The sequence below is a fragment of the Streptomyces sp. KMM 9044 genome (genome assembly GCF_024701375.2).
GTDB lineage: Bacteria > Actinomycetota > Actinomycetes > Streptomycetales > Streptomycetaceae > Streptomyces.
On record NZ_CP113910.1, the window covers coordinates 2,644,824 to 2,666,546 of the forward strand.

The window sequence follows — 21,723 nt, forward strand, 5'->3', positions numbered from 1 at the left end:
CAGGGCGGCGGGGCGGGGGCGCCCCTGCGACACGGGCCACCGTGTGACAGGGGCCCGCGGGGTGCCGCCGCCCACGCGTGCTGCCGCGTGGCCCTCCGGTACCGGAGGGCCACGCGGATCAGCCCTGCTTCTTGCCTGCCGTGTCGGCGGTCGGCTGCCCGGCCTTCCCGGGTTCTGCCGCCCGGGGCCCCGGCTCGGCGAAGTCGACCCGGTTCATGTGCCGGTTCATCGACTTCATCAGACCCCAGACCGCCAGGGCCATCACCGCGAACACGACGAAGCCGAGGACACCGGGGGAGACCTTGTCCTCGTCGAGCTCGGCGAGGGTGACCAGGTGGCTCATTGCCAGGTGTGCGCTTGCGCTCATGTCAGGCATTGTCGCGGATGCCCGCGAAGAGGTCGTCCTCGGGGAGGGAGGTATCGACGAGGGACTTCGCCAGCTCGTACTCCTCGGTGGGCCAGACCTCCTTCTGGACGCCCATCGGGATCCGGAACCAGCCGCCGTCGGGGTCGATCTGCGTGGCGTGCGCGATCAGGGCCTTGTCACGGATCTCGAAGAAGTCCGCGCACGGAACGTGCGTGGTGAGCGTGCGCTCCTTGCGCTCGAACTCCGCCCAGCCCTCGAGCCAGTCCCCGTACGGCGACTCCAGGCCGCGGTCCAGCAGCGCCTGGTGCAGCATCTCGATGCGGGGGCGGTTGAAACCCTGGTTGTAGTAGACCTTCAACGGCTGGAAGACCGGGCCGAACTCGTCCTCCGGGTACGCCCCGGTGTCCGCCGCCCCCTCGAAGGCCACCATCGTGATCTTGTGGGTCATGATGTGGTCGGGGTGCGGGTAGCCGCCGTTCTCGTCGTAGGTGGTGATCACCTGGGGACGGAACGCGCGGATCTTCCGCACCAGCTCCCCGGCCGCCGTGTCCACGTCCTGAAGGGCGAAGCAGCCCTCGGGCAGCGGGGGCAGCGGGTCGCCCTCGGGCAGACCGGAGTCGACGAAGCCGAGCCATTCCTGCTTCACCCCGAGGATCTCCCGGGCCTCGTCCATCTCCTTCCTGCGCACCTCGTGGATGTTCTCCTCGATGTACGGATCGCCCTGCAGTCTGGGGTTGAGGATGGAGCCGCGCTCCCCGCCCGTGCAGGTCACGACCAGCACGTCCACCCCCTCGGACACGTACTTCGCCATGGTGGCCGCGCCCTTGCTCGACTCGTCGTCGGGGTGGGCGTGCACGGCCATCAGTCGCAACTGATCAGTCAAGACTCATTCCTCAAGTCGGCAAGTCGTCAGGCGCCCCGCGCATCCGGCACGCGATCCACCGGCGGTCGCCCCGTGGGAGGTGTTCCCCGGGCGCCCCGGTGGGGTGGCGGTCGGGCGGTGGGCGGAAGGCTTCTATAGTGACCGAAGCCAGGGACGAATAATTCCGGAGTCCGCCCCCGAGCCTTGCCGGGAGTACACCGTCCCGTTCCTGCCGAGGAGACGACCATGAGTACGGCGAGCACGCGACCGCCCGAGGGCCGTTACGGCCTCTCCTCGGACGAACGCGCGGACCGCACTCTCAGGATCGTCGGTGCGGGTCTGGCCGCGGTCGTGCTCACCCTGCTGGGCTGGTTCGGCCACCACCACGTCGTCCAGAACGAGATCAGCGGTGAGCTGATCGCCTTCGACGTCTCGAAGACCGAGGTGCGGGTGCGTCTGGAGGTCCACAAGGACGCCGGCGTCGAGGGCTACTGCACGGTGCGCTCGCAGGCCGAGGACGGTGCCGAGGTGGGCCGCGCCGACTTCCGCTTCGGCAGGGACGACACCCGCGTCGACAAGGTCGTCACGCTGCGCACGACGTCCCCGGGCACCTCGGCCGAGCTCGTCGGCTGCCACGCCGGCTAGAGCCGGCCCGACCGGACCGGTAGTGCGAGAAATACTGAGTCGCTGACCTGCGGGAACAGGATTGTCGCGGCTTATGTCCTCCCTCTTCCACCGCTGAATTGTTAGGCTCGTGGTTTCGCCCATCCGTGGAGGAACATCCTTCAGGGAGGGCGAGCTTTGCATTCCCACGTACCTACGAGGAGCACCAGTGACCCAGACCAGCGAGAACGTCACCTGGCTGACCCAGGAGGCGTACAACAAGCTCAAGGACGAGCTTGAGTACCTTACTGGTCCCGCGCGTACGGAGATCTCCGCCAAGATCGCCGCCGCGCGCGAGGAGGGCGACCTGCGGGAGAACGGCGGGTACCACGCGGCCAAGGAGGAGCAGGGCAAACAGGAGCTCCGCGTGCGGCAGCTCACCCAGCTCCTCGAAAACGCCAAGGTCGGTGAGGCGCCGGCGGCCGACGGTTCGGTGGCGCCCGGCACGGTCGTCACGATCGCCTTCGACGGCGACGAGGACGACACGCTGACCTTCCTCCTCGCCTCGCGTGAATACGCGAGCGGGGACATCGAGACGTACTCACCGCAGTCCCCGCTGGGTGCCGGGGTCAACGGCCACAGGGTCGGCGAGGACGCGGAGTACGAGCTGCCGAACGGCAGGAAGGCCTCGGTGAAGATCCTCAGGGCCGAGCCGTACGACGGCTGACTCCGGCCGGCTCCACCCTGCGCGTCCGCACGACCGGGACTCCGCACGCCGGAACTCCGTATTCCGGGACTCCGCGCGCGGCGCGCTTCCGACCGGCCCCCGGCAGTCCTCCCCGACAGGGAGGCTGCCAGGGGCTTTGTCGTGCCGTCGGACTCTGCTGCGCAATTACCCGGCGTGATGACGCCGTGCCGATACGGCCTTCAGAGCGCGTCGCAGATGCAGGCAGGCCGGGCGCGGCCGAGCCCGGAAAGCACGGCACGTGATCGCTCGCCGAATGGAGCAGCAGAGTCCCGTCGGACTCTGCTGCTCCATTCGAGGGAGGGGCACGCACCGCATCCGAGAGGGGCCGGCCGGGGCCGGACCGCCTCCTCGCGAGGCCCGTTCCCTGCGCCCCGTCGACGGGCCGGCGTCACTCTCCGCAATGGAGCAACAGAGTCCCGTCGGGCCGGATCGAGGTCAGCCGATGACCGTGTAGCCCGCGTCGCGCAGGACCCGGTCGACCTCGGTGCGGTGCGCCGGGCCCTTCGTCTCGAGGTGCACCTCGACCTCCACCTCCGTGAGCCCGAGCCGGGGGTCGGTCCGTACATGGCTCACGTCCAGGACGTTGGCGTCGGCCACCGACAAGGCCCCGAGAAGCATCGCGAGGGCGCCCGGCCGGTCCGGCAGACGCAGCCGTACGGCCAGGTAGCGGCCCTGCGCGGCCATGCCGTGCCGCAGCACCCGCTCCATCAGCACCGGGTCGACGTTGCCGCCGGACAGCACGGCGACGACCGGTCCCTCGAAGGCGTCGGGGCGGCTCAGCAGCGCCGCGACCGGGCTCGCCCCGGCCGGCTCCACGACCAGCTTGGCCCGCTCCAGGCACAGCAGCAGCGCGGCCGACAGCTCGCCCTCGGTGACGGTGCGGACCTCGTCCACCAGCTCGCCGACGATCCCGAACGGCACGTCGCCGGGCCGCCCCACCTTGATGCCGTCGGCCATCGTCGCCGGGTCGCGCACCGACACCGGGTGCCCGGCGGCCAGCGAGGGCGGGTACGCGGCCGCGCCCTCCGCCTGCACCCCGATGATCCGTACGTCCGGCCGCAGCGCCTTCACCGCGACCGCGATCCCGGCGACCAGCCCGCCGCCGCCGGCACCGACGACGATCGTGCGCGCCTCCGGGCACTGCTCCAGGATCTCCAGGCCCACGGTGCCCTGGCCGGCGATGATGTCGGGGTGGTCGAAGGGATGGATGAACACGGCGCCCGTCTCGGCCGCGTACTCCTCGGCGGCGGCCAGCGCCTCGTCGACCACCTGGCCGTGCAGACGCACCTCGGCTCCGTACTCCCGGGTGGCGCTGATCTTCGGCAGTGGGGCGCCCTTCGGCATGAACACCGTCGCACCCACCCCGAGCAGCGAGGACGCGAGCGCGACGCCCTGCGCGTGGTTTCCGGCACTCGCGGCGACGACACCGGCGGCGCGCTGCTCGGGCAGCAGCCCGGCGATCCGGACGTACGCGCCGCGCAGCTTGAACGACCCCGTCCGTTGGAGGTTCTCGCACTTCAGGTGCACCGGGGTGCCCACCGTGCGGGACAGGTACCTGCTGCTCTCCATCGCGGTCATCCGCGCGACGCCCTGGAGCATCTTCCGGGCACCGCGTACGTCATCGAGGGTGACGGTGCGCAAGGAGTCAGCCGTGCCGTAGCTCATGCCTCCAGCATCGCAGTTCACGGGAGACGGGCGAACGCGGTGACCCACGGGTGGACCCGGCTTTGCGAAGCGTCGGTACGGCCTGCCTCCCGGCCGCGTACCCTGTCCCCCAATCAGCAGCCCTTCACGAAGTGAGCCTCCGGCCATGCCCACAACACCTGACATGTCGATGGACATGACGACCGTCGGTGACCCCGGCCTCCTCGAAAAGCTGCAGCACGAGGTGGCGCTGTTCGCCCGCCGCGCCGAACAGACCCGGCTCGGCGGCGTCGGCCAGGTGCGCAACTCCATGGACCGCGCCGCCTATCTGCTGCTCAACCGCCTGGACAACGAAGGCCCTATGGGGGTCAAGGCGCTCGCAGCGAGCATGGGCATCGACTCGTCGACGGTCACCCGCCAGGTGGCACCGCTGGTGGACACCGGTCTGGTGAAACGCACCTCGCACCCCGAGGACGGCCGGGCGGTGGTGCTCCAGCTGTCTCCGCGCGGGCAATCACGTCTGGAGGAAGTCCGTTCCTCACGGCGTCAGCTGATGGCCGAACTGACGGAGGACTGGGAGCAGGAGGAGCGCGAGGCGTTCTGCGCGCTCCTCACGCGCTTCAACAGCGCGCTCTCCGCCCGGATGGCGGCACCGGACCTGCCGGGGCAGGACGGACGGCCTGCCTCCTGAACTCCCGGGCCGCGCCGTACGGCCCGCCGAGCCGTGCACGGCAGGCGTGGAGAGCGCTGCGCGGCGTGTGCGGGGCGCGCGTCTTCGGTGCGGAGCCGCCGTCGGGGGCGGCTCCGCACCATGGGCGGGGCAGGGCCTGGGCGGCAGGTCCTCAGCGGCCGAGCGCCTGCTGGAGGTCCGCGAGCAGGTCCTCGATGTTCTCGATGCCGACGGAGAGGCGGACCAGGTCGGCGGGGACCTCGAGGGCGGAGCCCGCGACGGACGCGTGCGTCATGCGCCCGGGGTGCTCGATCAGCGACTCGACGCCGCCAAGGGACTCGCCGAGCGTGAACACCCTGGCCCGGTTGCAGACCTCGACGGCCGCCTCCTCGCCGCCCTCCACACGGAAGGAGACCATGCCGCCGAAGGACCGCATCTGCTTGGCGGCGACCTCGTGGCCGGGGTGCTCGGGCAGCCCCGGGTAAAGGACACTCGTCACACGCGCGTGCCTGCTGAGCATGTCGGCGACCTTGGTGGCGTTCTCGCTGTGCCGGTCCATACGCACGGAGAGCGTCTTGGCGCCACGCAGTACCAGCCAGGAGTCGAACGGTCCGGCGACCGCGCCCATCGCGTTCTGGTGGTAGGCCAGCTCCTCGCCGAGCTCCGCGTCCCCCGTGATCAGGGCGCCGCCGACGACGTCCGAGTGGCCGCCCATGTACTTGGTCAGGGAGTGCACGACGACGTCCGCGCCGAGCGCGAGCGGCTGCTGGAGGTACGGGGTGGCGAAGGTGTTGTCGACGACGAGGCGGGCGCCCGCGTCCCGGGCGACCTGGGCGACGGCGGCGATGTCGGTGATGCCGAGCAGGGGGTTGGAGGGGGTCTCCACCCATACCGCCCTGGTCTTCGGGGTGAGGGCGGCCCGGACGGCGGCCGGGTCGCTGGTGTCGGCCACCGACCACTCCACACCCCAGCGGGCGACCACCTTGGCGAACAGGCGGAACGTGCCGCCGTAGGCGTCGTCCGGGATCACCACGTGGTCGCCGGGGGCGAGCAGCGTACGCAGCAGGCAGTCCTCTGCCGCCAGCCCCGACGCGAACGCGAGGCCGCGGCGGCCGCCCTCCAGGGCCGCGAGGTTCTCCTCCAGCGCGGTCCTGGTCGGGTTGGCGCTGCGGCTGTACTCGTAGCCGCCGCGCAGACCGCCGACACCGTCCTGCTTGTACGTGGACACCTGGTAGATCGGCGGGACGACCGCGCCCGTCAGGGGGTCGGCCGTGTTGCCCGCGTGGATCGCGAGCGTCTCGAAGTGCTGGCTGATGTGCGTGTCGCTCATGTGTACCGAGGGTAGTCCGCCCGCGCCCCGATGGCGGGAGTCGAGTTGTCCACAGGTCCGGCACCACATTGGCCAATTGTCGGCGCGATCTGGTTCGCTTGGTGCATGGAGATTCTCTTGGTCCTGCTCGCGGTGGTCATGATCGGCTTCGTGGTGCTGTCGTTCCTGAGGCGCGGGCGCGGCGGGATCACGCAGGTACCGGCCGGACACCCCGACGCGGCGGACCCGGCCGGGTACGGCTTCGCCCTCGAGGAGGAGCTGGACGTCCGTATGCCCGGCCCCGACCAGGACCTGCTGGACGTCCTGGACCTGGTGCAGCGCACCCAGGACTACCGCGGGGCCCAGCAGTTGCTGGCCGGCACCGAGGCGACGGGCGAGCTGCGCTGGCAGCGCGTGCAGGCCTTCGCGGGCGCCGCCTCCCTGGAGCTCACCGCGCGGCCCGGCGGGGCGGCCGGTGGGTCCCCGGGCGGCCAGTGGCTGCGGGTGTGGCGCGCGGAGGCACCCAAGGACGCGGGCGGCGCGGCGGTGCACGCCGAGTTCCTGGTGCAGCAGGCGTGGCGTACGGCAGCGCCCGGGACGGACGAGTTCCGGATCATCATGGAGGAGGCGAAGGCGGCATGCGGCGAGGCCGCGCTGCTGGCCCCAGGTGACCCGGTCCCGTACATCGTGGAGCTGTCGGTGGCCCGCGGACTGGCCTACGAGCGGGCGGACTTCGAGCAGGTCTGGCTGAAGATCCTGGACCGCGCGCCGGCCCACATGGGCGCGCACCTGGCCGCGCTGCACTACTGGTGCGAGAAGTGGCACGGCTCGCGGGAGCTGGCGCACTCGTTCGCGGAGGCCGCGGCGGCACGGGCTCCGCAGGGGTCGCTGCTGGCCGCGATGCCCCTGTTCGCCGTGTTCGAGCACCTGCCGGAGGTGAACCTGGTCAGCGGTTTCCACCAGAGCCAGGTGGTGACGAAGGCGGTCCACGGCGCGCTGCACGCGGTGCACGCGACCCGCCCGGACGACCCGATGGCGGCGCATGTCCGGCATCTGCTGGTCTTCTTCCTGGTCCGCGGTGAGCGCTGGGCGGAGGCCATGGACCAGCTGATACACATCGACGGCCACGTCGGCGCGCTCCCCTGGACCCTGTCCCCCGATCCCGCCGCGGAGTTCGCGGTCTACCGGGCCCTGGCGGTCGCGGGGTACGAGGCCAACGGCGGCAGCCCGGCGACCCTGCCGCCGTGACCACGGCGGACGCCGACCGATCCGGGCTCCGGGGCGCGCCGTGTCCGCGGGTCAGGCACCCGCGTTCTCCCTGACCGTGACACGGCCCTTGCGGATGGTCGCCACGCGCGGGGCCTGCTTCGCCAGGGTCGAGTCGTGGGTGACCATGACGAAGGTGAGCCCGAGCTCCTTCCACATCCGGATCAGTACGTCCATGATCTCGTCGCGCATCGACTCGTCGAGGTTTCCGGTGGGCTCGTCGGCGAGCAGCACCTTCGGTTCCTTCACCAGCGCCCGGGCGATGGCCACCCGCTGCTGCTGCCCCCCGGACATCTCGGCGGGCAGGTGCCCGAGCCGCTCGCCGAGCCCGACCGCGGCCAGTGCCTCGGCGGCCTTCTCGCGGCGCTCCTTCGTCTTCACCCCGAGCGGGACGAGCGCGGTCTCGACGTTCTCCTGCGCGGTGAGGGTCGGGATCAGGTTGAAGGACTGGAAGACGAAGCCGATGCTCTCGCCGCGCACCCGGGTGAGCCGGGCCTCCGGCAGCTTGGCCAGGTCGGTGCCGTCGAGGAGGATCTCGCCGGAGCTGGGGTGGTCCAGTCCGCCGAGCATCTGCAGCAGTGTGGACTTGCCGCCGCCGGTGGGGCCCTGGATGACGAGCCGGTCGCCGTCGGGGATCGTCAGGTCGATGCCGTCGAGGGCGTGGACGGTGTCCTTACCCCGGGTGTAGCGCCGGGTGACGCCTTTGAGTTCGTACATGGGTCAACTCCTTTATTGCGGTACGAGAGTGAGGGCCCGTCGGCAGCGGGACGGAGCCCCGCGATGCCGTCAGCGGCGCCGGCGCCGCTGACGGTCCCGGCGCCGGGCGGCTCTACGCGACGCGGCGCAGCGCGTCCGCCGGCCGGAGGCGGGAGGCGCGCCAGCCGCCGAAGGCACCGGCGACGAGTCCGCCGGCCACCGCGAGGCCGACCGCGAGGGCGACGGTCGTGAGGCTGACCGGCGCGGTGAGAGCGACCTCGAGGGTCCTGGCAGCCGCTTCCCGGCCGGGACCACCACCGCCCGGGCCGCCCATGCCGCCGCGACCGCCCGCGCCGGCTCCGCCGCCGGCGAGTTCGGCCCGCAGGGTGGGGCTGACCGCGGTGACGGCGTACGCGCCCGCCAGGCCGAGCGCGATACCGAGCGCGCCGCCGATCAGGCCGTGCACGACCGCCTCGCCGACCACCTGCCCGGTCACCCGCCCCGACTTCCAGCCCAGGGCCTTCAGCGTGCCGAACTCGCGCACCCGGCGGGAGACCGCCGAGGAGGTGAGCAGTCCGGCGACGAGGAACGCGGCCACGAGCACCGCGGCCGACAGCCACGTGCCGACGCCGGTGGCGAGGGAGGACGCGGTGGACAGCGAGCCGGAGACGGTGTCCGCGAGGTCGGCGGAGGTGGTGACCGTCGTCCCCGAAACGTTCTTCCGGATCGCGGACTTGATGCTGTCGAGTTGCTGCGAGTCGGTCGCCCGGACGTAGATCGTGGTGACCTTGCCCTCGGCGTCGGCCAGGGTCTGGGCCTGCTTCAGCGGGACGTAGAGGTCGGCGGTGGCGTCTCCGCTCTCGGCGGTGGCGATACCGATGATCTTGAACTTGGTGCTCTTGACGGTGACGGTGTCACCGGTCTCGAGCTCCTTCTCCTTGGCGTGGGCGGAGTCGACGACGGCCACCTTCGCGTCGGTCTCGCTCGCCCTGAAGGTACGGCCGTCGGTGATCCCGGAGGAGGTCAGCGGGCCGAGCTCCGACTCCGTGACGTCGGTACCGTGGACGGAGTAGCTGGTGACGTCGAAGTCGGCGCCGCCGCCCTGCACCCCGCCGCCGCCCTCCGGCGGCGCGGCCCCGCCGGGGCCGCCCTGCCGGCCGCTCCCGCCGTCCTGCTGGACCTGGCCGCGGGTGAACTCGCCGCTGACCTTGACGACCTGGAGGCTCAGCCCGCCCACGGCGTCGGCGACACCGTTCTGTTTGCCGACCTTGTCCACCGTGGAGCCGGTGAGGCTCTGGAAGCCCTGCACCATGACGCGGTCGGTGCTCTGCTCCTCGCCGGAGTCCTCGTCCTGGGCGTCGAATCTGAAGCCCGGCCGCTCCGCGCGCTCTCCGGGCGCCTCCACGGCCTTGGTGACTGTCATGTCCGTCCCCAGTCCGTACAGCGACTGCAGGACCTTCTCCTGCGCCCTGCCCATCCCGGAGGACACGGAGCTGACGACGATGACCAGCGCGATACCGAGCGCGAGGCCGGAGGCGACGACGAGGGCCGCTTTTCTGCGGCGGCGCAGTTCGCGCCTCAGGTAGGTGAAGAACATGGGGGCAAGCTAGGGAGTGCCCCTGATGAAGTGTTAAGCCCGGGATAAGAGCCGCATGAGAAGAGAGCCGGACCGTACGAACCGATGCCGCCGTCCGCCCGGGAGGGCGGACGGCGGCATCGGCCGGGCAGGTCGGGCAGGGGGCGCCGGGTGGTGCCGGCGGCCGGGTCAGACGGCCGAACCCGCCTTCCACTGGGCCCAGTCCATGTTCCAGCCGTTGAGACCGTTGTCCGGGGCGATGGTCTTGTCGCCGGTGTTCTGCACGACGACGACGTCACCGACGATCGAGTTGTCGTAGAACCAGGCGCCCGGCGTGTTCGGGTCGTCGGCGCCCTGGGTGTCGGCCAGACCGACGCAGCCGTGGCTGGTGTTGACGCTTCCGAAGATGGACTTGGCGCCCCAGTAGTTGCCGTGGAGGAAGGTGCCGGAGGTGCTCAGGCGCATGGCGTGCGGCACGTCCTTGATGTCGTACTCGCCCTCACCGTCGTCGTCGGTGAAGCCGACGGTCGCACCGTTCATCCGGGTCTCCTTGAACTTCTCGGAGATCACCATCTGGCCTTCGTACGTCTTGTTCTCGGGCGACCCGGCGGAGATCGGGATCGTCCGGACGGTCTTGCCGTCCTGCGTGACCTTCATCTGCTTGGTGTCGGCGTCGACGATCGAGACCTGGTTGCGGCCTATCTTGAAGTTGACCGTCTTCTGCTGGACGCCGTAGACACCCTCGGCACCCTCGACGCCGTCGAGCGCCAGCTCCAGGGTGACGGTGGAGTCCTCCTGCCAGTAGTCCTCGGGACGGCAGTCCATACGGTTGGCGTTGAACCAGTGGCAGGCCACCTCCTGACCACTGGTGCTGGAGACGGTGATGCCCTTCTGGACCTCCGCCTTGTTGGTGATCGCCTTGTCGAAGTTGATCGACACCGGCATGCCGACACCCACGGTCGAGCCGTCGTCCGGGGTGAAGGTGCCGATGAAGCTGCTGGTCGGCGAGACCGTGGTGAACGACGCGTTCTCGTGGGCGGCGCGGCCCTCGGAGTCCTCGGCGGTGGCGGCCAGCTTGTAGGTGGTGGCGCGCTCCAACTGGCCGCTGGGCTTCCAGCTCTTCTTGTCCGCGGATATCTCACCCTCGACGGCGGTACCGTCGGTGGTCGTCATCTTGACCTCGGTGAGCGTGCCCTTGGTCACGGCGACCGCGGCGGAGTTGTTGATGGAGGCGTTGCTGGAGCCGTCCTTCGGCGTGATCTTGATCTGGGCCGCGGAGGTCTTCTTGGCCGCCGCCTCGTCGACCTGGGTCTGCGACGTGCCCTTGCCACTGTCCCCGCCGGAGCCCGTGTCCTCACCGCCGCCGGAGCACGCCGAGAGCACCATCACTCCGCCGAGCAGAGCGGACGCAGCCGTCAGGCCCCTACGCCGCTTACCGTCCGTCATCACACGCTTCTCCATCGTCGCCGCTTGCCCGAACCCCACGGGCCCCGCACCCGAAGCCGAGAGTCCCCGTCGAACACCTCAACGCTACGACCGGCAGGTCCCGTTCCATATGGGCCGCGAATGTGGGGCTCACCACGTCCGTCGCGGCCGGGCGGGAATGATCGGCCCGTGCGTCACCAAAGACGCCGGACCCCGGGCGGCGGTTGCCGCCCGGGGCCACGATTTCCCCGAACCGGGTCGGCCAGTCACGCCGGCCCGCCGCAATCCGCTCTACCCACAGCCCTTTTTTCTCATGGAGAGGTATTTCGCGCTTTGGCACTTACATCCCTTTTGTGAGACATGCCCGCATCGGACCAGCTGCCGTGCCCGCCCGAAGCGCCACCCACCGCACCGTTGCCTGACGCCTCGTCGATTCCCTCGCCGCCGAACTCGTCGCCACCGAACTCGTCGCCACCGAACTCGTCACCGTCGAACCCGTCCCCGTCGAGGTCCCACTCGGGCGAGTCCGGGTCGTAGTCGATCTCCTCGCTGCTCCACGAGGCCTGCTGGAGTTCCACGCCCGGCACGTCACCGACCAGGCCGAACGGGTCGACGAGGTGCGCGAGCGCCTCGGCCGTGTCCCCGGTCACCGCGTCCCGGGCCGGCTCCCGCTCCCCGGCCGGCAGATCGCCGTCGTCCGCGATCCTGGCCAGTGCCGCCCTGGCCACGGCGACCTCGTCGCCGACCTCGAGAACGAGGTCGACCCGAAGTCGCACAAACCGTGATGTCTCTGGAGTGCTCATGCCCGGAGCGTACGGCTCCGGCTCCCGTGACTTTCCTGTGACCCGAGACTTTCACTACCATCAGCCCACACGGCCAATTCGCCAGCACCACAAGGGGATCGATATTCCGTGTCATCCGCGCTCCGTCCGTTACTGACCGCCACCGCCGCGGGCACCCTGCTGGGCGCCCTGTGGTTCGTCCCGTCCGCCAACGCGACCTCCGGGGCCCCGGCGAGAGGAACCACCCCGACAAGCCCGTCTCCGCAGGTCACAGAGCAGGCCAGGGTCACTTCCAGCACCTTGGCCGACACCTCGACCGTGTCGTACGACGGCACCGTCGGGGAGGTCCGGCTCGCCGACACCGGCAGCTTCAACAGCACGCCGTACACCGTCGGCGGCACCGCCTGCCTCACCCTCGGCGCGGGCTTCGTCGCCTACTCGGTCCGCCGGGAACGGCTCGACTTTTAACGCGCTTGACTTTTCCTTGAGATTACTTTGACCGCACCCTTCCCTGTGCCGCGGTTCCCGTCACCGCAGCGGGCCGGTGACCTGTTCCACAGCCGTCAGCAGCCGTCCGTCGCGTACGAACGCTTCCGCCGCGGCGAGGTCGGGCGCGAGAGGGCGGTCCGGGCCGGGACCGCCCACACCGGCCTGTCGCGCGGCCTCGACCACGGCCCGGGTCGCGGGCGCCGGAGTGAGCCCCTCGCGCAACTCCACCGCACGCGCGGCGGCGTACAGCTCGATGGCGATGACCCTGGTGAGGTTGTCGACCGAGGTACGCAGCTTGCGCGCGGCCGACCATCCCATCGAGACGTGGTCCTCCTGCATCGCGGAGGACGGGATCGAGTCCGCAGACGCCGGGACGGCCAGCCGCTTCAGCTCGCTCACGAGTGCGGCCTGCGTGTACTGAGCGATCATCAGACCGGAGTCGACGCCCGCGTCGTCGGCGAGGAACGGCGGCAGCCCGTGGCTGCGGTTCTTGTCCAGCAGCCGGTCGGTACGGCGCTCGGCGATGGAGCCGAGGTCGGCGACGGCGATGGCGAGGAAGTCCAGCACATAGGCCACCGGGGCGCCGTGGAAGTTGCCGTTGGACTCCACCCGCCCGCCCTCGAAGCCGAACGCCCCCGAACCGGTGCCGCCCGGACCCGTACCGCCATGACCGGTCCCGTTGTGACCGGCCTCGCCGGGCAGCACCACCGGATTGTCGATGGCCGCGGCGAGTTCGCGCTCGGCGACCAGCCGGGCGTGCGTGATCGTGTCCCGTCCGGCGCCCGCGACCTGCGGGGCGCAGCGCACCGAATAGGCGTCCTGGACACGCGGCGCGTCGTCCTGGTGATGTCCCGTCAGGCCCGAACCGGAGAGCACGGCGAGCATGTTGGCGGCGCTGACGGCCTGGCCCGGGTGCGGGCGGATGGCATGCAGTTCGGGGGCGAGGACCTTGTCGGTGCCGAGCAACGCCTCCAGGCTCATCGCGGCCGTGACGTCGGCGGACCGGTACAGGGTGTCGAGGTCGGCGAGGGCCATGACCAGCATGCCGAGCATGCCGTCGGTGCCGTTGAGAAGGGCGAGCCCTTCTTTCTCGCGCAGTTCCACGGGCCGGATCCCGTGCTCGGCCAGCAGGTCGCCGGCGGGGCGCAGGGTCCCGTCGGGTCCTTCGGCCTCCCCTTCACCCATCAGGGCCAGGGCGCAGTGGGACAGCGGGGCCAGGTCGCCCGAGCAGCCGAGGGAACCGTACTCGTGCACCACGGGGGTGATCCCGGCGTTCAGCACGTCGGCGATCGCCTGCGCGACCTCGGGGCGTACGCCGGTGTGCCCGGAGCAGAGGGTCTTCAGCCGCAGGAACATCAGGGCGCGGACGACCTCGCGCTCGACGCGGGGCCCCATGCCGGCGGCGTGCGAGCGGACGATGTTGCGCTGCAGCCGGTCACGCAGCTCGGGACCGATGTGCCGGGTCGCCAGAGCGCCGAAGCCGGTGCTCACCCCGTACACGGGCTCCGGCTTGGCGGCCAGGGCGTCCACGATCCCGCGGGAGGCGGCGAGGGCGGCCAGCGCCTCACCGGAGAGCTCGACGCGGGCACCGCCGCGCGCCACGGCGAGCACGTCGGACGCGGTCACTGCGGACGCCCGCCCGTCTCCCACCACCACCCCTTCAAGGCCGCGCCTCGCGCCTTCCGCGTTCACCACAGTGCGCATATCCATATTCAGGAGCGTACGCAGTGAATTCATTGATGTCACCACCGGGGCCGGCGGTCACCCCTTACCGCCGCCCCCGCCCTACGGCGAGTGCCGCCCCCGGAACCGGCGCCGCTCGCCGTCCGGCTCCCGTACCGGCTCGTCCGCCAGGCGTACGACCGGGTCACCCGGACCCTCACGCCCGGCGACGACGGGACGGCGTGCCCGCTCGGCCTTCGCGCGGTACTGCGCCGCGTCGGCCAGCCGGAAGAGCCGCCGGGCGGAGTGCACGGGGCCGATGGCGTCCCCCGTGGAGGCCACCCCGCAGGCCACACCGTCTCCGATCCCCAACTCCACGGCGCGGCGGCACACTTCGTCGGCCGCCTCGACCGCTTCGTCGGCGGGCGGCCCCACCGCCAGCAGGCAGAACTCGTCCCCGCCGAGCCGCGCCGCGAGGGCGCCGGGAAGCATGGCCCCGCACAGGGACAGCACGGTCCCGAACCGCTCGAGCAGCCGGTCGCCGACGGCATGTCCCAGGGTGTCGTTGACCCGCTTGAGCCCGTTCAGGTCGCACACGACGAGGCTGACGACGGCACCGTCCCGGCGGTGCCGCTCGATCGCCTCGTCGAGCCGCACATCCACGGCCCGGCGGTTGGCCAGCCCGGTGAGCGCGTCCGTGTACGCCAGCCGCCGCGCCTCCTCCAACCGCTCGGTCTGCGCGATCCCGGCGGCGACGACGGCGGCCAGCACCGTCGCGAAGTCGGCGTCGCCCCGCCCGAAGACGGGCGCGCCGACCGGCCGGGCCACGTACAGCTCGCCCCACGCCCGCCCGTTCAGCACGATCGGGGCGACCACGCAGCAGCCGCGCCCGCGCCGGCGCAGGGCCGCCACCCTCTGGTGGGTGTAGCCGGGCCGCCCCTCCGTCGGCCCCCGAGCGGTCTCCACCCAGGCGTCCGGCTCACCGCCACCGGCCGCCCACCGCTCGTGCAGGAACTCGGTGATCTCGGCGAACCGGTGCACGGGATAGGTCTCGTCGTCCGGGAACGCCTCCTCACCCTCGGCCAGCTCGCCGACGTTGACCAGGACCCGCAGCCGCCCCAGCTCGCGCTCCCACACCGACAGCGCGGCGAAAGTCCCGCCGAGCGCCCGGCGGGCCCCGTGGGCCGCGGCCCTCCAGACCTCCCGCGAGCTGTGCGCGGCGGCCATGCCCTGCGCCAGCTCCACCACCGCCGCCAGCCGGCTGTCCTCACCCATCCGTCCAGGCTAGGGACGATCGGGACGAATGGGCATGTTCAGGGAGCGAACGGGGAGTGCGGCCATGCCCTCCGGGCGGTCGGTGCCGCGCTACTCCCCCGGCCAGTCCGGTGTGCGCTTCTCGTTGAAGGCGGCGACGCCCTCCGCACGGTCGCCCGAGAACGCCACCGACCGCCAGGCGGCGTCCTCCACCTCGAGCCCGGCCGGCAGATCCAGCCCCTGCCCGAGCCGCAGCGCCCGCTTGGCCGCACGCAGCCCCACCGGCGAGTTGGCGGCGATCCCGGCGGCCAGGGCCAGCGCCTCCTCCCGGTCCCGGCCCGCCTCCACGAGTGTGTCGACGAGCCCCAGCTCCCGCGCCTCGGCGGCCTCCACCCGGCGCGCCGTGAAGATCAACTCGGCGGCCCGCGCGGCGCCCACGCGCCGGGGCAGCAACTGCGTACCGCCACCGCCCGGAATCACCCCGACGGACACCTCGGGCAGCCCCACCACGGCCGTGCCGTCGGCGACGATCACATCGCAGGCCAGGGCCAGTTCGAATCCGCCGCCCAGCGCGAACCCGTGCAGCGCCGCCACCGTCGGCACCGGCAGCTCCAGCACACCGGTGTACGCGCCGCGCGCCACCGGCCGCTGACGCACCAGGTCGGCGTCACTGAAGGAATTGCGCTCCTTCAGATCGGCCCCGACGCAGAAGGCCCGATCGTGCGACGAGGTCAGCACCACCACCCGTACGGCCGGATCCTTCCCCAGCGCCGCGCAGGCCCCGGCGAGGGACCGGGCCATCTCGGTCGAGACGGCGTTCATGGCCTTGGGCCGGTCGAGGACGAGCTCCGCGACACGCTCCTGCTCATGCCGCCGCACCAGCACGAACTCCCCGAACCGTTCCTCACCCATGACACCCTCCGGTTAACGTGGGTTAACATCCGTCGGCCCGATCATCGCAGTCGGACCCCCTCCGGCAAAAGGGCGTGCGTCCAGTTCCTTCGTCACCCCCCGTCCACCCGTTCGAGTGACATCCCGCCCACTCCGGCCCCGCTCCGTACGGGAAGGCCTAGCGTGCGGGGCACCGCGACGCGTGGGGGCGCGTACGCAGGGGGAGGAATCATCATGCCGACGCACACGCCGACCAGCTCGTCCAAATCGAACAGATCGCCTGGATCAGCCGTCCCGACCGTCCCGACCGTCCCGACCGTCCCGACGGAGTCTCGGTCCACCGGGCGGGAGGCGGTCGAGGGAGCACCGGCGCACGCCGGATTCGCCCTCTTCGGCGCACGCATCCGGGGCCGCCACCGCAAACCCCGCCCCCGGAAGCTCCTGCTGGCCGTCGGCGGGCTGACGCTGACCGCGGGAGCCCTGAGCCTCGTACGCCTGGCGTCCGGACCGGGCCCCACCGACGTCGGCGCCGGAACCGGCCCCCGGCAGGTCGCCCCGGACCCCTCGTCCGCCCCGGGCCCCGGCGCGGACGGCACAGGCGGCACGGGCGGCACGGACGGCAGCCCTGCTCCGGTGTCCCCGGCCGCCCCGGGGGCCCCGGGGGCCGGCCCCTCCTCGCCCACCGCCCTGAGCGGTCAGAGTGCGCCGCTGCGTGTTCCCGTCGCCCCGGGCGGCACCGTCGCACCGACCGCCGTCACACCGCCCCTCACCGCTGCGAAGACCCCCAGCACCCCACCGGACACACCGGGCGCCCCGCAGCCGCCGGCCCCCACCGGCGCCCCGCCGGACGACCCCGCTCCCTCACCGGCCCCCGCGGACCGCACACCTCCGCAGCAGAAACCACCGCCCCCGGACCGTCAGGCACCACCTCCGCCGGGCCGGCCGGGCGAACCGGGCGGCAGCGCCCCCGTCCTCTGCGTACCGATCATCGGCCTGTGCGTGGGCGGCGGCCCGGACCTCAAGGGCTGAACCACCAGGGGCCGTCGGGCAAGCACATCTCAAGGCCTCTGGGGATCGTCCCGGCGTGTGAGCAGCCATGGCTCGACCACGCCCAGGCCACGCACCGGCCTCTGCCACATCGGCTGCAGCCCGAAGCGGTACGTCGGCGGTTCCTCGCCCTCCTTCTCCGCCTCGGCCGCCGCCGCCTCGGAGGCGGGCGCGTCACCGGTGCGGATCAGTTCCTCGGCGAAGGCGGTGTCGACGAGCACGGCGTCCCGAGGAGCTATCGAGGTGAGCCGGGAGGCGAGGTTCACCGTCGTACCGAAGACATCGCCCATCCGGGTGGTGACGGTGCCGAACGCCATGCCGACCCGCAGCTCCGGCATCGTCTCGTCGTTCGCCATGGTCTCGATCAGACGCAGGGCGATCTCCGCGGCCGTTCCCGCGTCGTCGGCGGCGTAGAGCACCTCGTCCCCGAGGGTTTTGATGAGCCGCCCGCCGCGCGCGGCCACCAGGTCGGCGGCGGTCGTCTCGAAGGCCTCGACGAGTTCGCCGAGCTCCTCCTCCTCCATGCGCCGGGTCAGCCGTGTGAACCCGACGAGGTCGGCGAACGCGACGGCGAGCCGCCGGTCCACCATCTCCTCGTCGTCGGCGGCCTGGAGCACCCGCCCGGCCGAGGCGGCGAGCTGCCGTCGCCAGACGTAGACGAGGAACTCCTCCAGCTCGGGCAGGAGCAGCTCGATGATGGGGTACGTGACCTCGGTGCGTGTCATGCCCAGCTCAGGCGGCTCGGTCAGTCCTTCCAGGAAGGAATCGATCTGCCACTCGGCCAGTCGCGCGGTGGTCTGTCCCGTGGACCGCGCCACCTGCACGGCCATGGCCTCGCTCAGCAGCCCCGCCTCGACCAGACCGGCCAGCCGGCGCAGCGCCAGGACGTCGGCCTCCGTGAACGCCTTGGCCTGCCCGACGTCGGCGAACCCCATGGCCCGCCAGAACCGTGTGGCCAGCTCCACCGTGACGCTGGCACTGCGGGCCGCCTGAAAGGGGGTGTAACGGCGCTCGGCGCCCAGAATGAGCTGTTCGAGACGCAGAGCGAGCGGGTCCTCACCGTTGTCGGCGGGGCGGGAGTCGTCCCCCCGCTCGCGCGAGGCCGAGGGTGGCGGAGGCTCCGCGCGGCCCTGCGCTTCCGTTCCGGAGCCCGAGTCGTCGACGGTCACGCGTTGCTGCCCTTCCGATCTGCCACGGCCATGTCTCGACCGGCCTCAACTCTACGGCAGGTGTGCGCCAGCTCACTCCGTTCGGTTGCACCTGCAGGTGGCACGACCGGCACACCCGGCATCGGGGTACCCACCGTACGCACCCGCACCCGTGCCCGCGTGCGCCCCTCACCCGCCCCGGGCCGGCAGGGCCTACGGGACGACGGGACGTACGTGCACGATGTCGCCCGCTCCCACCGGTTCCTGCATCCCCTCCTCCGTCGCCAGTACCAGGCGCCCGTCCCCGTCCACGGCGACCGCCTCGCCCAGCAGTACCCGGTCCCCCGGCAGCTCGGCGCGCACCGCCCGCCCGAGGGTCGCGCACCCCGCCGCGTACGTCTCCTGCAGGCCGCTCGCGACCGGGTCGCCGCCCGCCTCCCGCCAGCGCCGGTACCACCCCTCCAGCGACCGCAGCACGCCCCGCAGCAGCGGGTCCCGGTCCGTGGTCACCGCGCCGGCCAGCGCCAGCGACCCGGCGGTGGGCACCGGCAGCTCGTCGGTGCGCAGGCTGACGTTGATCCCGACGCCGATCACCACCCCGTCGTCCCCGGCCCGCTCCGCGAGGATTCCGGCGGCCTTGCGCTCCTCGCCACCGACGGTGACGAGAAGGTCGTTGGGCCACTTCAGGGCCGTGTCGACACCCGCCGTACGGGACAGTCCGGTGGCCACCGCGACGCCGGTGAGCAGCGGCAGCCAGCCCCAGCGGGCCACCGGCACCTCGGTGGGCCGGAGCAGTACGGAGAAGAAGAGACCGGAGCGGGCCGGCGCCGTCCACTGCCGGTCCAGGCGGCCCCGCGCGGCGGTCTGCTCCTCGGCGACGAGCACGGCCCCCTCGTCGGCCGTCCCCTCGTCGGCGCGGGCCACGAGGTCGGAGTTGGTGGATCCGGTGCGCTGCACCACGTCGACCTGCCGCCACAGCCCGCCGTCGCGCACCAGGCCTCTGCGCAGGCCTGCGGCGTTCAACGGCGGACGGTCGAGATCGGACCAGCGTCCCGACCCGCCTTTCGGCCCGGGCGGGAGGTCCGGGCCGGTCTCGCCTTCGTCATCCGGTGACTTCGTCATGCGGCCACCCTAGGTACGCCGTTCCGCGCACCGCAGCGGGGACGGGCCGGGAGACCGGATCATGAGACCGGGTGACCGGGGCGCAGCCGCGAGGCCGGACCGGTGCGGACCGCCGGACCGGGTCAGGGCGGACCTCAGCCCGTTCCCCGCCCTGTGAAGGGGAAAGCAGTGTGGGATAGACCGCACTGCCGATCCCGAAGGCCCCCGCTACGCTACGGATGAGTAACCGTCCCCCCTTTTGAGCAGGCAGGGAGCCGTATCCCGATGTCCGAGCCGGAAGTGCAGCAGCCCGACATTCATACGACCGCGGGCAAGCTCGCGGATCTGAGGCGTCGCATCCACGAGGCGACGCACGCCGGTTCGGAACGTGCCGTGGAGAAGCAGCACGCCAAGGGCAAGCTGACGGCCCGGGAGCGGATCGGTCTGCTGCTCGACGAGGGGTCGTTCGTCGAACTGGACGAGTTCGCCCGGCACCGTTCCACCAACTTCGGGCTGGACGCCAACCGCCCCTACGGCGACGGTGTGGTGACCGGCTACGGCACCGTCGACGGCCGCCCGGTCGCCGTGTTCTCGCAGGACTTCACGGTCTTCGGCGGAGCGCTGGGCGAAGTGTACGGACAGAAGATCGTCAAGGTCATGGACTTCGCCCTGAGGACCGGCTGCCCGGTCGTCGGGATCAACGACTCCGGCGGCGCCCGGATCCAGGAGGGCGTGGCCTCGCTGGGCGCCTACGGCGAGATCTTCCGCCGCAACACCCATGCCTCCGGGGTGATCCCGCAGATCAGCCTGGTCGTCGGCCCGTGCGCGGGCGGCGCGGTCTACTCCCCGGCGATCACCGACTTCACGGTCATGGTCGACCGGACCTCGCACATGTTCATCACCGGGCCGGACGTCATCAAGACGGTCACCGGCGAGGACGTCGGCTTCGAGGAGCTGGGCGGCGCCCGCACCCACAACTCCACCTCGGGTGTGGCCCACCACATGGCCGGCGACGAGAAGGACGCCATCGAGTACGTCAAGCAGCTGCTGTCGTACCTGCCGTCCAACAACCTCTCCGAGCCGCCGGCATACCCGGAGGAGGCGGACCTCACCGTCACCGACGAGGACCGGGAGCTTGACACGATCGTCCCGGACAGCGCGAACCAGCCGTACGACATGCACGCGGTGCTCGAGCACATCCTGGACGACGGGGAGTTCTTCGAGACGCAGGCACTGTTCGCGCCGAACATCGTCACCGGGTACGGGCGGGTGGAGGGCCGTCCGGTCGGCATCGTCGCCAACCAGCCGATGCAGTTCGCCGGGTGCCTGGACATCACCGCCTCCGAGAAGGCGGCCCGTTTCGTGCGCACCTGCGACGCCTTCAACGTGCCGGTCCTGACCTTCGTCGACGTGCCCGGCTTCCTGCCGGGGGTCGACCAGGAGCACGACGGCATCATCCGGCGCGGCGCCAAGCTGATCTTCGCGTACGCGGAGGCGACCGTCCCGCTGATCACCGTCATCACCCGCAAGGCCTTCGGCGGCGCCTACGACGTCATGGGCTCCAAGCACCTGGGCGCCGACATCAACCTGGCGTGGCCCACCGCGCAGATCGCGGTGATGGGCGCGCAGGGCGCCGTCAACATCCTGCACCGCCGCACCATCGCCGAATCGGAGTCCGCCGGGGAGGGAGAAGGAGCGGCCACCCGCGCCCGGCTGATGCAGGAGTACGAGGACGCGCTGCTCAACCCGTACGTGGCGGCCGAACGCGGCTACATCGACGCGGTGATCATGCCGTCGGACACCCGCCGGCACATCGTCCGCGGGCTGCGTCAACTGCGGACGAAGCGAGGCTCCCTGCCTCCGAAGAAGCACGGCAACATCCCTCTCTAGGCCTGTTGGAGCCACCATGACGATCAAGGTCGTACGGGGCAACCCGACCCCGGAGGAGCTGGCCGCCGCACTGGCGGTGGTCCGGGTGCGCGCCGCGGCGGCGTCCGCCGTGCCGTCCGGCGCGCCCGTTCCCCGCGACTCCTGGTCCGACCCGTCCCGCCTCGCCGGCCACCGCCTGCCCCAGCCGGGGCCGGCGGCCTGGTCACGCACATACTGGCCGAGCTGAGCCGCAGCCGGTCCCAGGGGCGCGGGGCTGTCCGGTGTGCGGCTCCCCCGCGCGGGCGCACAGCCCC

At 71.8% G+C, this 21,723-nt stretch carries 21 protein-coding genes; 8 read left to right on the top strand and 13 right to left on the bottom strand.

From position 1 onward, the window contains the following. Positions 1–118: 118 nt before the first annotated feature. Together HUV60_RS11725 and mca are read right to left on the bottom strand one after the other, a co-directional pair. The gene (locus HUV60_RS11725; RefSeq protein ID WP_257847486.1) at positions 119–376 is read right to left on the bottom strand and encodes a hypothetical protein; all 258 of its coding nucleotides are present in this window, start codon (positions 374–376) and stop codon (positions 119–121) included. Continuing rightward, a complete protein-coding gene (gene mca, locus HUV60_RS11730; RefSeq protein ID WP_257847485.1) occupies positions 369–1,250 on the bottom strand; it encodes a mycothiol conjugate amidase Mca in 882 nt (293 codons plus the stop codon). The genes HUV60_RS11725 and mca overlap by 8 nt, the downstream gene beginning before the upstream one ends. Before the next feature lie 225 nt (positions 1,251–1,475). On the opposite strand from mca, the gene HUV60_RS11735 reads away from it, so the two are divergent. Beyond that, entirely contained in the window at positions 1,476–1,874 is a 399-nt protein-coding gene (locus HUV60_RS11735) for a DUF4307 domain-containing protein (protein WP_257847484.1), read from the top strand. A gap of 187 nt (positions 1,875–2,061) precedes the next feature. Then, on the top strand, positions 2,062–2,559 hold the full coding sequence (gene greA, locus HUV60_RS11740; RefSeq protein ID WP_257847483.1) for a transcription elongation factor GreA: 498 nt from the start codon (positions 2,062–2,064) through the stop codon (positions 2,557–2,559). Between the two features lie 456 nt (positions 2,560–3,015). Here greA and ilvA read toward each other — a convergent pair whose 3' ends face one another. Continuing rightward, positions 3,016–4,245 carry a threonine ammonia-lyase gene (gene ilvA / locus HUV60_RS11745; RefSeq protein WP_257847482.1) on the bottom strand — a complete coding sequence of 410 codons (1,230 nt, stop codon included), beginning with the start codon at positions 4,243–4,245 and terminating at the stop codon, positions 3,016–3,018. 163 nt (positions 4,246–4,408) lie between these two features. Here ilvA and HUV60_RS11750 point away from each other — a divergent pair, with 163 nt between their 5' ends. After that, positions 4,409–4,915, top strand: coding sequence for a MarR family winged helix-turn-helix transcriptional regulator (locus HUV60_RS11750; RefSeq protein WP_257850084.1), 507 nt, complete (start codon positions 4,409–4,411; stop codon positions 4,913–4,915). Positions 4,916–5,066: 151 nt separating this feature from the next. On the opposite strand, the gene HUV60_RS11755 is transcribed toward HUV60_RS11750, so the two are convergent. Further along, complete coding sequence (locus HUV60_RS11755; RefSeq protein WP_257847481.1) at positions 5,067–6,224, bottom strand: cystathionine gamma-synthase; 1,158 nt, start codon at positions 6,222–6,224, stop codon at positions 5,067–5,069. Between the two features lie 105 nt (positions 6,225–6,329). Between HUV60_RS11755 and HUV60_RS11760 the strand changes: the two genes are divergently transcribed. Then, positions 6,330–7,451, top strand: coding sequence for a hypothetical protein (locus HUV60_RS11760; protein ID WP_257847480.1), 1,122 nt, complete (start codon positions 6,330–6,332; stop codon positions 7,449–7,451). Between the two features lie 51 nt (positions 7,452–7,502). Here the strand turns inward: HUV60_RS11760 and HUV60_RS11765 are convergent, their stop codons facing one another. From HUV60_RS11765 to HUV60_RS11780, 4 genes are all read right to left on the bottom strand, one after another. Then, positions 7,503–8,186 (bottom strand): ABC transporter ATP-binding protein, encoded by a 684-nt coding sequence (locus tag HUV60_RS11765; RefSeq protein WP_257847479.1) that lies wholly within the window; start codon positions 8,184–8,186, stop codon positions 7,503–7,505. 112 nt (positions 8,187–8,298) lie between these two features. Next, positions 8,299–9,762: an ABC transporter permease gene (locus HUV60_RS11770; protein ID WP_257847478.1), complete on the bottom strand. Its 1,464-nt coding sequence runs from the start codon at positions 9,760–9,762 to the stop codon at positions 8,299–8,301. Between the two features lie 168 nt (positions 9,763–9,930). Then, a complete protein-coding gene (locus tag HUV60_RS11775; RefSeq protein WP_257847477.1) occupies positions 9,931–11,187 on the bottom strand; it encodes a L,D-transpeptidase in 1,257 nt (418 codons plus the stop codon). Between the two features lie 290 nt (positions 11,188–11,477). Next, positions 11,478–11,969, bottom strand: a complete 492-nt coding sequence (locus HUV60_RS11780) for a hypothetical protein (RefSeq protein ID WP_257847476.1) — start codon at positions 11,967–11,969, stop codon at positions 11,478–11,480. A 108-nt stretch (positions 11,970–12,077) separates the two neighbouring features. On the opposite strand from HUV60_RS11780, the gene HUV60_RS11785 reads away from it, so the two are divergent. Next, entirely contained in the window at positions 12,078–12,416 is a 339-nt protein-coding gene (locus HUV60_RS11785; RefSeq protein ID WP_257847475.1) for a hypothetical protein, read from the top strand. 60 nt (positions 12,417–12,476) lie between these two features. Here HUV60_RS11785 and hutH read toward each other — a convergent pair whose 3' ends face one another. The 3 genes from hutH to HUV60_RS11800 all read right to left on the bottom strand — a co-directional run bounded on the left by hutH (position 12,477) and on the right by HUV60_RS11800 (position 16,265). Further along, positions 12,477–14,141: a histidine ammonia-lyase gene (gene hutH / locus HUV60_RS11790; protein ID WP_257850083.1), complete on the bottom strand. Its 1,665-nt coding sequence runs from the start codon at positions 14,139–14,141 to the stop codon at positions 12,477–12,479. Between the two features lie 81 nt (positions 14,142–14,222). Next, positions 14,223–15,374, bottom strand: coding sequence for a GGDEF domain-containing protein (locus HUV60_RS11795; protein WP_257847474.1), 1,152 nt, complete (start codon positions 15,372–15,374; stop codon positions 14,223–14,225). A gap of 90 nt (positions 15,375–15,464) precedes the next feature. After that, positions 15,465–16,265: an enoyl-CoA hydratase/isomerase family protein gene (locus HUV60_RS11800; protein WP_257847473.1), complete on the bottom strand. Its 801-nt coding sequence runs from the start codon at positions 16,263–16,265 to the stop codon at positions 15,465–15,467. Between the two features lie 213 nt (positions 16,266–16,478). On the opposite strand from HUV60_RS11800, the gene HUV60_RS11805 reads away from it, so the two are divergent. Then, on the top strand, positions 16,479–17,273 hold the full coding sequence (locus tag HUV60_RS11805) for a hypothetical protein (protein WP_257850306.1): 795 nt from the start codon (positions 16,479–16,481) through the stop codon (positions 17,271–17,273). A gap of 29 nt (positions 17,274–17,302) precedes the next feature. Here the strand turns inward: HUV60_RS11805 and HUV60_RS11810 are convergent, their stop codons facing one another. Further along, positions 17,303–18,460 carry an adenylate/guanylate cyclase domain-containing protein gene (locus tag HUV60_RS11810; RefSeq protein ID WP_257847472.1) on the bottom strand — a complete coding sequence of 386 codons (1,158 nt, stop codon included), beginning with the start codon at positions 18,458–18,460 and terminating at the stop codon, positions 17,303–17,305. A 192-nt stretch (positions 18,461–18,652) separates the two neighbouring features. After that, positions 18,653–19,561 carry a biotin--[acetyl-CoA-carboxylase] ligase gene (locus tag HUV60_RS11815; protein ID WP_257847471.1) on the bottom strand — a complete coding sequence of 303 codons (909 nt, stop codon included), beginning with the start codon at positions 19,559–19,561 and terminating at the stop codon, positions 18,653–18,655. Between the two features lie 264 nt (positions 19,562–19,825). Here HUV60_RS11815 and HUV60_RS11820 point away from each other — a divergent pair, with 264 nt between their 5' ends. Then, positions 19,826–21,430: an acyl-CoA carboxylase subunit beta gene (locus tag HUV60_RS11820; RefSeq protein ID WP_257847470.1), complete on the top strand. Its 1,605-nt coding sequence runs from the start codon at positions 19,826–19,828 to the stop codon at positions 21,428–21,430. Between the two features lie 16 nt (positions 21,431–21,446). After that, positions 21,447–21,656 carry an acyl-CoA carboxylase epsilon subunit gene (locus tag HUV60_RS11825; RefSeq protein ID WP_257847469.1) on the top strand — a complete coding sequence of 70 codons (210 nt, stop codon included), beginning with the start codon at positions 21,447–21,449 and terminating at the stop codon, positions 21,654–21,656. Positions 21,657–21,723 lie beyond the last annotated feature (67 nt).